The sequence below is a fragment of the Clostridium sp. AF32-12BH genome (genome assembly GCF_003477935.1).
Classification (GTDB): Bacteria; Bacillota; Clostridia; order Lachnospirales; family Lachnospiraceae; genus Brotaphodocola.
In genome coordinates, this window is the sequence record NZ_QUEH01000007.1 from 135,552 (window position 1) to 144,807 (window position 9,256).

At 35.3% G+C, this 9,256-nt stretch carries 29 protein-coding genes; all 29 read right to left on the minus strand.

All coding sequences use genetic code 11. The features are described 5' to 3' along the window. Positions 1 to 125: 125 nt before the first annotated feature. The 29 genes from DWZ40_RS19465 to DWZ40_RS19495 all read right to left on the minus strand — a co-directional run bounded on the left by DWZ40_RS19465 (position 126) and on the right by DWZ40_RS19495 (position 9,201). Positions 126 to 275: a hypothetical protein gene (locus DWZ40_RS19465; protein ID WP_182431678.1), complete on the minus strand. Its 150-nt coding sequence runs from the start codon at positions 273 to 275 to the stop codon at positions 126 to 128. Next, complete coding sequence (locus DWZ40_RS08850; protein WP_118542688.1) at positions 244 to 429, minus strand: hypothetical protein; 186 nt, start codon at positions 427 to 429, stop codon at positions 244 to 246. The genes DWZ40_RS19465 and DWZ40_RS08850 overlap by 32 nt, the downstream gene beginning before the upstream one ends. Further along, positions 426 to 686 carry a hypothetical protein gene (locus DWZ40_RS08855; RefSeq protein WP_118542689.1) on the minus strand — a complete coding sequence of 87 codons (261 nt, stop codon included), beginning with the start codon at positions 684 to 686 and terminating at the stop codon, positions 426 to 428. The genes DWZ40_RS08850 and DWZ40_RS08855 overlap by 4 nt, the downstream gene beginning before the upstream one ends. Positions 687 to 836: 150 nt before the next feature. Then, entirely contained in the window at positions 837 to 1,754 is a 918-nt protein-coding gene (locus tag DWZ40_RS08860; protein ID WP_118542690.1) for a hypothetical protein, read from the minus strand. A gap of 268 nt (positions 1,755 to 2,022) precedes the next feature. Then, on the minus strand, positions 2,023 to 2,190 hold the full coding sequence (locus DWZ40_RS19470; protein WP_182431679.1) for a hypothetical protein: 168 nt from the start codon (positions 2,188 to 2,190) through the stop codon (positions 2,023 to 2,025). A gap of 118 nt (positions 2,191 to 2,308) precedes the next feature. Further along, complete coding sequence (locus tag DWZ40_RS08865; RefSeq protein WP_118542691.1) at positions 2,309 to 2,890, minus strand: hypothetical protein; 582 nt, start codon at positions 2,888 to 2,890, stop codon at positions 2,309 to 2,311. A 73-nt stretch (positions 2,891 to 2,963) separates the two neighbouring features. Further along, positions 2,964 to 3,203, minus strand: coding sequence for a hypothetical protein (locus tag DWZ40_RS08870; RefSeq protein WP_118542692.1), 240 nt, complete (start codon positions 3,201 to 3,203; stop codon positions 2,964 to 2,966). Next, positions 3,200 to 3,427, minus strand: a complete 228-nt coding sequence (locus DWZ40_RS08875; RefSeq protein ID WP_118542693.1) for a hypothetical protein — start codon at positions 3,425 to 3,427, stop codon at positions 3,200 to 3,202. Before DWZ40_RS08875 ends, DWZ40_RS08870 begins: the two co-directional genes overlap by 4 nt. A gap of 8 nt (positions 3,428 to 3,435) precedes the next feature. Next, positions 3,436 to 3,651, minus strand: a complete 216-nt coding sequence (locus DWZ40_RS08880) for a hypothetical protein (protein ID WP_118542694.1) — start codon at positions 3,649 to 3,651, stop codon at positions 3,436 to 3,438. Between the two features lie 13 nt (positions 3,652 to 3,664). Further along, a complete protein-coding gene (locus DWZ40_RS08885) occupies positions 3,665 to 3,862 on the minus strand; it encodes a hypothetical protein (RefSeq protein WP_118542695.1) in 198 nt (65 codons plus the stop codon). A gap of 63 nt (positions 3,863 to 3,925) precedes the next feature. After that, positions 3,926 to 4,234, minus strand: coding sequence for a zinc-ribbon domain containing protein (locus DWZ40_RS08890; protein WP_118542696.1), 309 nt, complete (start codon positions 4,232 to 4,234; stop codon positions 3,926 to 3,928). 43 nt (positions 4,235 to 4,277) lie between these two features. Continuing rightward, the gene (locus DWZ40_RS08895; protein ID WP_118542697.1) at positions 4,278 to 4,463 is read right to left on the minus strand and encodes a hypothetical protein; all 186 of its coding nucleotides are present in this window, start codon (positions 4,461 to 4,463) and stop codon (positions 4,278 to 4,280) included. A gap of 24 nt (positions 4,464 to 4,487) precedes the next feature. After that, the gene (locus DWZ40_RS08900; RefSeq protein ID WP_118542698.1) at positions 4,488 to 4,865 is read right to left on the minus strand and encodes a hypothetical protein; all 378 of its coding nucleotides are present in this window, start codon (positions 4,863 to 4,865) and stop codon (positions 4,488 to 4,490) included. Positions 4,866 to 4,881: 16 nt separating this feature from the next. Continuing rightward, positions 4,882 to 5,034 (minus strand): hypothetical protein, encoded by a 153-nt coding sequence (locus tag DWZ40_RS19475; protein ID WP_182431680.1) that lies wholly within the window; start codon positions 5,032 to 5,034, stop codon positions 4,882 to 4,884. 47 nt (positions 5,035 to 5,081) lie between these two features. Further along, positions 5,082 to 5,273: a hypothetical protein gene (locus DWZ40_RS08905; RefSeq protein WP_118542699.1), complete on the minus strand. Its 192-nt coding sequence runs from the start codon at positions 5,271 to 5,273 to the stop codon at positions 5,082 to 5,084. A gap of 28 nt (positions 5,274 to 5,301) precedes the next feature. Then, the gene (locus DWZ40_RS19270) at positions 5,302 to 5,532 is read right to left on the minus strand and encodes a hypothetical protein (RefSeq protein WP_147354166.1); all 231 of its coding nucleotides are present in this window, start codon (positions 5,530 to 5,532) and stop codon (positions 5,302 to 5,304) included. Positions 5,533 to 5,571: 39 nt separating this feature from the next. Beyond that, positions 5,572 to 5,802, minus strand: coding sequence for a hypothetical protein (locus DWZ40_RS19275; RefSeq protein WP_147354167.1), 231 nt, complete (start codon positions 5,800 to 5,802; stop codon positions 5,572 to 5,574). Positions 5,803 to 5,840: 38 nt separating this feature from the next. Then, on the minus strand, positions 5,841 to 6,269 hold the full coding sequence (locus tag DWZ40_RS08910; protein WP_118542700.1) for a hypothetical protein: 429 nt from the start codon (positions 6,267 to 6,269) through the stop codon (positions 5,841 to 5,843). A gap of 3 nt (positions 6,270 to 6,272) precedes the next feature. Further along, on the minus strand, positions 6,273 to 6,404 hold the full coding sequence (locus tag DWZ40_RS20310) for a hypothetical protein (protein WP_279220644.1): 132 nt from the start codon (positions 6,402 to 6,404) through the stop codon (positions 6,273 to 6,275). Positions 6,405 to 6,406: 2 nt separating this feature from the next. Further along, complete coding sequence (locus tag DWZ40_RS08915) at positions 6,407 to 6,760, minus strand: hypothetical protein (RefSeq protein WP_118542701.1); 354 nt, start codon at positions 6,758 to 6,760, stop codon at positions 6,407 to 6,409. After that, complete coding sequence (locus tag DWZ40_RS19480) at positions 6,747 to 6,923, minus strand: hypothetical protein (RefSeq protein ID WP_182431681.1); 177 nt, start codon at positions 6,921 to 6,923, stop codon at positions 6,747 to 6,749. The genes DWZ40_RS08915 and DWZ40_RS19480 overlap by 14 nt, the downstream gene beginning before the upstream one ends. A 195-nt stretch (positions 6,924 to 7,118) precedes the next feature. Beyond that, positions 7,119 to 7,256 (minus strand): hypothetical protein, encoded by a 138-nt coding sequence (locus tag DWZ40_RS19485; protein ID WP_182431682.1) that lies wholly within the window; start codon positions 7,254 to 7,256, stop codon positions 7,119 to 7,121. Next, positions 7,253 to 7,648, minus strand: a complete 396-nt coding sequence (locus DWZ40_RS08925; protein ID WP_118542703.1) for a hypothetical protein — start codon at positions 7,646 to 7,648, stop codon at positions 7,253 to 7,255. The genes DWZ40_RS19485 and DWZ40_RS08925 overlap by 4 nt, the downstream gene beginning before the upstream one ends. A gap of 197 nt (positions 7,649 to 7,845) precedes the next feature. Then, positions 7,846 to 8,049 carry a hypothetical protein gene (locus DWZ40_RS08930; RefSeq protein ID WP_118542704.1) on the minus strand — a complete coding sequence of 68 codons (204 nt, stop codon included), beginning with the start codon at positions 8,047 to 8,049 and terminating at the stop codon, positions 7,846 to 7,848. A gap of 42 nt (positions 8,050 to 8,091) precedes the next feature. After that, on the minus strand, positions 8,092 to 8,349 hold the full coding sequence (locus DWZ40_RS19280) for a hypothetical protein (RefSeq protein ID WP_147354168.1): 258 nt from the start codon (positions 8,347 to 8,349) through the stop codon (positions 8,092 to 8,094). A 34-nt stretch (positions 8,350 to 8,383) separates the two neighbouring features. Next, positions 8,384 to 8,527, minus strand: a complete 144-nt coding sequence (locus DWZ40_RS19490; protein WP_182431683.1) for a hypothetical protein — start codon at positions 8,525 to 8,527, stop codon at positions 8,384 to 8,386. Between the two features lie 38 nt (positions 8,528 to 8,565). Continuing rightward, positions 8,566 to 8,781 carry a Lar family restriction alleviation protein gene (locus DWZ40_RS08940; protein WP_118542706.1) on the minus strand — a complete coding sequence of 72 codons (216 nt, stop codon included), beginning with the start codon at positions 8,779 to 8,781 and terminating at the stop codon, positions 8,566 to 8,568. A gap of 17 nt (positions 8,782 to 8,798) precedes the next feature. After that, complete coding sequence (locus DWZ40_RS08945; RefSeq protein WP_118542707.1) at positions 8,799 to 9,065, minus strand: hypothetical protein; 267 nt, start codon at positions 9,063 to 9,065, stop codon at positions 8,799 to 8,801. Further along, complete coding sequence (locus DWZ40_RS19495) at positions 9,052 to 9,201, minus strand: hypothetical protein (RefSeq protein WP_182431684.1); 150 nt, start codon at positions 9,199 to 9,201, stop codon at positions 9,052 to 9,054. Before DWZ40_RS19495 ends, DWZ40_RS08945 begins: the two co-directional genes overlap by 14 nt. Between the last annotated feature and the right edge of the window lie 55 nt (positions 9,202 to 9,256).

Below are 9,256 nucleotides of genomic sequence, written 5' to 3' on the forward strand. Positions count from 1 at the left end.
ACTCTTGCGTACAGCAGTCCTTTCTTTTTGTCCGACCGTCTTAAATTCACTTTGACAGCATCTATGCACCACAAACAAACAAGAAACTCTATAATAGCTGGAATAACCATACTCCACACCTCTCTTTAGCTTAATAATCTTCTATATTCTGCCCGAATCCTATCTTCAAGCTCTTTCCGGGCAAATTCACTGCTCTTACGAAATCCGTTTTTCATCGCCAATTTTTGCAGCTTTTCGTAATCTTCACTGAGCAAAGCTATAGTGATTTCCTTCATTTTGTACTCTCCTTTTCTCGATAGCCCACAAAGCTAAAGCAATTTGTGTTCTTGTTTCGCCTAATTTAGCATACAGTTCCAAAATTGACCGATTACCTGCTTCAATTTCTTTGAGCAGTTCCATATCTTCCTCGTCTAACTCAAATCCGTTCATTTCGCTTCATCTCCTTCCGGAATCTCTAAGTCCTCACAAGGTATATCCATTCCACATTCTTCTGCCAGTTCTTCAATCCACTCTTGCGGAATATATGAACCATATCCCGCATTCGGAAACTTCTTCTTCAAAATAAGCTCTGCCATTCTTTTTAATGTATCTGGCGTATCCACACCAATCTTTGCAGCTTCCACAAGAATAGCTGCTTCCGATTCTGTGATTTCTGCTTCCATAGTAATTCGTGTTTTTAATTTCATTTTAATAACCTCTCTTTCGCTCTTATATTATTCTCCAAATAAAAAACAGACAGTAACATTTGACCGCTACTGTCCGTGTATATTAACTACTTCTTTTGACCTGAGAAGTATAGAACAGGTTCCACGCATATACAGCGTGGATGTGATTGGTTACTGATTGATTTTAGGTGTTGTTTGCTGAAACATATCTGTCGGTGAGACATTATATGCTTCACACATTGCACAAAATGTTTTAATGACATTTTCCCATTCGCTTTCCTTGACCCACTGGATGAATGGACTGCCACCTCGCTGTTTTAAAGCAATTCCATATTTGTACTGCAAATTCTTATAAAGCTCATTCCAAACATTCGGGAATTTGATTCCGGTAACTGCTGCGAGTTTTCTTACACCTGCATTCAGTTTGCTTCTATCAGACCACTCTAAAATCTGACCAGCCAAACCTTTGTTGTCTTTTTCCAACTTTGCAATGTGTCTGTTTTTAAAAGCAATAAGGTTTGTTGTTGCAATGGCAACTTCGTTTGCATCACCACTCGCAACAGCCATTCCAACTTTCAACATTAATTTCTGTTCCTCATTGATATCTGCCGTTTTGACTTCCGGTGCAGCCTTCTCAATTGTATTAAGCAACTGATTTCTAACTTCTTTTGCAACCTTTGATTTTCTTAGCAGCATTCCAATACGCAACACAGCTCTCTTACTAAAAACCTTTAATCCTCTGTTATTGATTTTAACAATCTGACCATCTGAGAAAATGTACGTAACGGAAGTTTGATTTGCTTTAACGGATGTCTTGTCCCGCAAGACATCCGTATAAAAGTTCTTTGGAAGTATTTTTGTTCCGTCTTCATCAATTTCTTCTCGGTTCTGAGTATAAACATCTTTTATTCTTTGTTCACTCACTTCATAATACTCAGCAATCTGTCCAAGAGATATCATTTCCGTTTCAGGTAATAAAATTAGCTTCTTTACAGTTTCAAGAATATTGAAACGCTCTACCAGTTGACATCTCAAAGCTTTATTGGTGATGATATTATCCTGTTCTAATTCTTTTCTACTTATTCTCATAGCATTATTTCCTTTCATAGAAAACTTGTTAATAGTGTTCTATGTTTTATTCTCCATTTGTCCGCACACTATCGAAAGTATTTCAACTTCATCACGGCGGCTTTTCTGGTAGCCAACCTGTCTATGAAATTATCAAGGTACAAAATCTTTTCGGAAAATTGACTTGAAATAAGTCCAGAAATAAGATATGATAACTAATGACTGGAACTTCGGTTTCAAGTTGTCTAAGAGTAGGTTGTCGCTTTGGTCGGTTGAGAACCTGCTCTTTTTATTTTCCATTGTAAAAATACTGCATTTCCAGTTTAAAGTTTCCGTCAATATAACCTTGCATGAATCTTTCCAATACTATGTTGATTGGAATTTTTTCTTCTTTGCATTTCGCTCTAAACTGCTCTAGTATTTCCGCATCAATGGAAGTATTAAACGCTTTCTTCATGTTTGATGCCTCCTTTGATATTGTTAGTTTATCATATCATGTTGTTAAAGTCAATATAATTTCTGCATTTTATCAATAGAAATCGAGTGGCAACCTGTTACAGCTACCACTCGTCAAATCAAACTCCGAATAATTCCTTATTAATTCTTGCTCCATATTTTCTGTTTTTCATTCCAGAAATACTTCGCTTTGCCGTATTCAATTCTTTCCGCACTAAATGAGCAGACTGCAAATATTTTATTTGTTCCAATTCGTCTTTCATTTCTCTGCGCTTAATCCGGCTATCATGCAACATTTTATAGATTTTATATCCCTGTGCTGCATTCAAATTATAAAATTCTGCTGCATGTTCAATATCTACGATTTCCAATTCTACATTATGTATTTCTTGTAACAAATATAAGCGCCGTGAATCCAATTCTTCCGATAATGCAAGTAACTCTTCCATTTTTTCTGGAATGGTGTATGGTAAATTTTCCTTATGTGATATACCAGAAATTTGATGTTCCTGTTGAACCACATATTTGACCGCAAAATTATATCCTTTGAATTGCTTAGGCATGCTTCTCGCATAATTATTAGCCTTTACAATCTTGTCCCACTTTTTAGCTTCTTCGATATTGTCAGCAACATAATATATCATTTTAATTGGATCATGTGCTATATATTGTTCTTTATCATTGCAGATAACATATGCCACTGTTTCTCACATCCTTATATTATTTTCTTGAAAACTAGATTTTATGTTTCCATCAATCGCAAATCTGTGACTGTTACTCAACCTTGCTCACATACTCCAGTGTTGCACTCTGCACTGTAGCAGCGCTTTCCTTAACGTATGTACCGTTTCCATCAGATTTCCAGCCGGAACGCACCATATATTTGTCCAAATCTTTATATTCTCGCTCCGAATCGCACTCATACACTTTAGTCGTTTTGATACTTTCTCCAACTTCTTCTGGATTATTCCATGCAAAACTTTCCTCAATCGTATGTTTTATCAATCTAATCATGCTGATTTCCTCCGCTTGTAAAAATACCTATCTCCATATGCTACTGCATCATCATCGTCATATACAATATTTGTCGTATAATTGGTAATATTATAACCATTCTCTTCTTGCCATTCTCTAAATAATTTGATGGCTCCAAATTTTTCTTCATCGCAAAATTGGATGCTGCCAAATCCGTCAATGGCTTCATCGTATCTAAATTCATAAGTTTTAATTTTTTTCATAACCCCACCTACATTTCTTTCATTTTCGCCTGAATTAATTTCTCCGTTGCATCATATGAAGTATCAATTCCAAAGAAATTTAACCATCGGGCAGCCTCTTCGCATTCTCCCTCATGCCACATTTCACTCTGACTTCCATGCTTGGCTTTTCTTGCTTTGCATTTTGTAAGAATATACCTATCAAACATTTCCTGTAACTTCTCTTCCGTAATCACTTTACTCATAATCCATTACCTCCTAAAAGTTATACTCCGGAAACACCAGATCCATCCCGAATCCGTTCATGTACATCATATGGTCACACACTCCTTCAACATCCACAATAATATGATTCTCGTAAGTTTCCTTTACAATCCCTTTATCGAATTTTCCATTATCTGGATTTTTACATCTCACATGCTGTCCAACTTTGAACAACTTCCGTAAATCTGACATAATAATATTCTCCTTTTTCAAAATAAAAAGACCGTAAGGCTTATTCTTACGGTCTATAATTCTCTATTTGGTTTCTCGTTTTCTTTTCTGTCTACAACTCCAACATCTGCGTGGTGGAGTCATTCCACGTTCAACATACCAATGTACTTCCGTATGCTTCTGCCAGAAATATTTTCCGCATTCTTTGCACTGCACCACATCATCTAAACAACTTTTGTTATATTGTGTTACCGCTTTATCTGCTGAATATTTATCGCAAAACCAACCTGTCGTGCTATCATGTATACCTGCGTCATAATGTACTTCTGTTGCATTATCGTCAGCAACAAACTTCTTTCCGTCAAACCAAATTCTATAACCTAATGCAGCCATAATATCACCCTCTTTTTTCTATTAAAATTTCCGATTTATCCTTCTAAATCTCAACTCGACTACATAACTCTTTCAGAGCAGCTTTTATATTTTCAAAATTCCCCTGATCCAGTTCAGCAACTAAGCTCTGCATAGTCTCGTCTCTGTATTCCTCATCGTCGTATCCATCTGAGATACAATCAATGATTCTTTTGGCTAAGGCTTCGTTTTCTTTTAACAACTCTTCCATAATAATTTCCTTTCTGAAATCATACTACGCTTCAACCTTAGATACCTTGTAGCCGCGCCGCTCTAATTCCTGAATAAGATCATCATCTGTATAATATACATCTCCGTCAATCTCGTCCCACTTCTGCGTTTCTTGATTAAAAACAAATTTCCAAAAACAATCATCATCACCGGAGTAATCAATGTCACCCTCCGTAATATAAGGAGTCAAGAAATTCAAAATTTCCATAATATCTTCTTCGTAGTAATTTTCCATGTCTGTAATTTGGATTCCATTCTCAGAAAGTTCACATTCGATACAAAAAGCGTTTTCTAATAATGGCTCCATCTGATCTAATACATTATCAGGATCAACACCAGGCTTTAAAACTACTTCTCCGCTTCCGTATGCACAATATCCCATAAATTTTCCTCACTTTCTATTCATCATCAGAACAATCCATTCCAATGACCGAATGGATCTTTTCTGGCCGTAATTTCTGTCCAATTTCTTCTCTGAATAATTTCTCTGCTTCTTCTACGTTTTTTACATTGTAAACTTTGCTGCACGATGCAGTTACCAACATTTTCATAGATATCCGCCTTTCCACATTTGGAAATCTACGTTTCATTCTATCTTTTATTTAATGAGAAACTTTTGATAAAACACTTCTAACTCTTCTTCTGGCATTTGCTCATATGCTTCATCCATTGCATTGTCTATAGTATCTTTACTCCAATCATAATCAATTTCATATCCAAGAAATTCTTCAATGTAATCAGTTCCCCAATTAAACAATTCCTTTTTTAATTCTTCAAATCTTTTATTCATGTTACTCACCATTTTCCTTTCCCTGAAATCATCGTTTCATTAACTGTGTAGCCACCCATCTTTTTGCACTTATAAGTGACTTACATTCAACTAGTTCTATAAAACCTCCATAATTAACTTCTACTCCAAAATAATCACCCATATCATTGATCCAACAATATTTTCCGTATTTTGGATGATTAATTTCTGAAGACCACTGAGTTGGATTTCCATCTTCATCATCACATTCATGTACTATATTCCAATTTAATTTTGACATTTTTATACCTTTCTTATTAAGAAAACAATCGTTTCATATTCACAATGGTTTACTAATATTACCACTGTTCCAAATTGCAATAACAGTTTTTTCAAGCTCTGGTGCTAATAGTGGATTTGTACAATATCTTTGTACATATGCTCCACATTTACATTGAGCGACACAATGATCTTGATTATTGAATCTGTTATATACAATTTCAACTTCTGTCTCGCCACAATATTTACATGGATTTAATTTTACTTTATGTTTTTCTGTATGTGACTTCATACAAATTCCTCCATTCTAAAAACCTTGAAAATCTTGTTTTATCGTTCTTTATTAACTATAACTCTATACTCATTTCCATCATCATCTTTCACAATAAAGGAATTTCCATTCCCTGTCCAACTATGGAATTTCAAACTTAGATCAAAATCCCTATCATCAAACAACACCCATTTGATATCTTCCGCAATTTGAGATGTGTTATCATCCTTAATTGGTGACGACTCTTCCATAAGCTTTTCCTTATAGTAATCGATGTGTTTTTTATATTCTTTGACTGAATCATGTATTCCGCTTAAATAACTTTTGAATGCATTTCCACCATTATCATATATTATTAAGTCGATCCCTTTCTGTCCATTGTACAAATTATAAGTTTTCGTTATAGCTTTTAAGCCCGAATCTCCTAATTCTTGCGCAACTTTATTAGCATATTCTAATACTTCGTTCCATTCTCTTAATTTTAACACAACCTATTCCTCCGCTTCTTTGACTTCAAAGGTACAATCAACATTTGCATCGCATAATGCTTCATCGATCGTATTTTCCAAATATCCGAGTTCCGTGTTGTCATACACTTCGATCTCTACAATATATTTCTGCATTTCTATTCCATTCCTTTCAGATAATCTTCAAAATATTTCTTCGCACGGTCAAAAAACTCATTGATATCGCCGTGAATCCGATACCACAAACCGTCACTGCCGCCGTTTGTCTCGTACTCCATGATAACTTTTTTGCCAATATATTTCCGGTCAATTTTCTCAAAGCATGTTTCCTTTAAATACTCTGTTGCAATATTATGATTCTCTTCTGTCCGTAAATCCAGAATATAAGCTGTTTCAGTATCCAATCCAACACCATCACATAAAGCCCAGGTCGGGATTGGTTTGCAAATTTCACGAAACTTATTTTCCAGTTCTTTTGTCATGGTTATTTCCATCCGTTTAGCAAATTCCATTCGCTTTAAATTCTTTTAATAATCCGTATCTTCTGCCTAATTTCGCAAAGTAATTTCCATAATAAACAAGATCGCTATATGAATAGTCCTGATTTCCGAAATCCTGCTGCCATTCAATAGCTTCGTTCTGGACTTCTTTCTTTCTCTTTTGATAATTGCTCATGATATCAACCATCCTTTTCTACAAGCGTAATTTCCTCAATGTTTTTAATTCTTGAACGCTTTATTGCATCTTCCGGAGTATTGGCTTTCACAATCTTATAAGTATACGATCCAAGTCTTTTGCTATAATAGTCAATTCTGTAGTTGTTCATAATTCATACCAACCTTTCTATTGATGAAATCGCTATTTAATAAACTACATAAGAAACGCATAACATGCTGCGATGCTACAGCAGATAGCAAATCCACCCACTGACATCATCTCAACACCCAATTTGCGTAACACATAACCAGTTACTGTTCCAACTGCAATGGTAAATAAGTCTCTAATCATTTTACATCATCCTCATAATCAATCTCAAACTCATAACAAAACAGCAATTTTGCATTTTCAGAAAGGGCTTCTGCCGCTTTTGACTTAATGGCTGCCATTGCCGTCATACCTTCTATCTCGCTCATAAATTTATCCGCAACACTCTGATCCAGATCTTCCATGTAGAAATACGCGTCCTTGTTCTTCGCTTTGCTGCCGAATAACTCTTCCTGGCATTCTGGACAATATCCAGTCTTTGCAAATTCCCGACCGAATTTATCAAAGGATTTTAATTTGTCCTGGACTTTTCCGCCGTAGACAATGTATTTGTCATATTCTTTTCGCTGCTCATTAGTTACTTTCATATATGTTACTTTCCCGCACATCGGACAATTCTTTTCGATTAATTTCATAGTTATTTCCTCCTATAAACACTCCGCAAAGATTTTTGCTATCATTTTCTTGTTTCTGTATATTCTCTGTTTACGTGACCGCTTGTCATATACCGACATATTGATTTCCTTCGTAAACGGATTCTGACACAAGCCGATCTGCTTTTCAGAATCATCCCTAAGCATAATATCAATCATACTATTTCCTTTCGTTCTAATTAGTTATCCGGTTCATAATCTTCCAACAATTCATTGAGATTTTTTCGTTTCCATCTGTGCAAGCACCTGTCTCCGAGAAGATTTTTGACTCCGTTATTCCAGTGCATAAACTGTCTTACGGAGTTATGATAATGACCATCATTGTGAATTTCGATTTTCTTGTTTGGATTTCTTTTATTTTTATAAATTTTTATTGTTGTCATATGGATTTTCTCCGTTTACTAAATTCTTAGTTTCTTTGTATTTTAAAAATCTACATATTCTGCTTTAATGGAGCGCTGTTGTTTGTTACATTCCCAAGTGCGAATAAACTCTTTTGCTTTACCTATTTTATTTTTATCTTTGACGGTCACTGTTAGCTGGTTTCGTAAACTGTTTTTATATAATTTTTGTCTATAGCTACATTTTTTGCAATTACAAATTGCATGTAATTCTATTAGTTTGTTTTCAGGTTTCACAATTCCATGTCTGTAACACACTCTATCAAATAAAAACTCTCCCATTATTATTTTTCCTTTCCAAATGAAACACGTATTTCTATTCTTCATCATAAAACACCATTGGAAAAGCAAATTTTTTAAAATGGTGTTTTTTAATCCACTCATGTGCTTCTTCGCTTGTTTCAAATCCACTTTTAACACATGTATCTCCATTATCATTTAACCACTCAACTCTATACATAAATTCTCCTTGCCCAATAAAATGTTGCTTTAATTGAGTTACACTCTTTTATTCCACATTTCAACAACCGTTCCTTCCTGTTGCGCCCAACCTGGATCAATCATTGCCATACAACCAGTACAAAAGATTCTAAATCTTTCCCCGACTTCCCTCTGGTATTTGTCAACAACAATTTCCTTTCCACCGCAAAAAGGACAAGGTTTTACTTCATTTTCTTTACATTTTATTAATTCACCAGGTGTCCAATCATTCATCTTTTCTTCTCCCCTTTCTACGCTACCATAGCTGCCAAATAACGCTTTACGTTATCCGCATTGACAAGCAATCCCTCTGCATTCATACTTGCGCCCAAATTGATGATCGAATCATCGTAATATAACTTGTAACTGTTATGTCCTAAATCGTAAAAAATATCAGTCCAAACACTTCCGTCTGCCTTATCAAACATGAGGAAAGCGTACCATGGGCTAAAGCAACCGCCCCTATTTGCTTCCTTGTAGTCCTTTAATGCCTTTCTAAGTCCTTTAATTTTCCGCATTGTGTTTTCCTCCCTCTGCAATTTTTCCGATATAGTCAATTAAACTCTGCACGACTTCCGCTTCTGTCATTCTATTAGCTTCTGCAAAGCGTGAGATTTCGCTTGCATCTGCGTCAAACACTGTTATTTTCTCCATTTTGATCTCCTTTCTATGAGATGTTTAAGAAAAAGGCTTGCATCCTATGACAGAT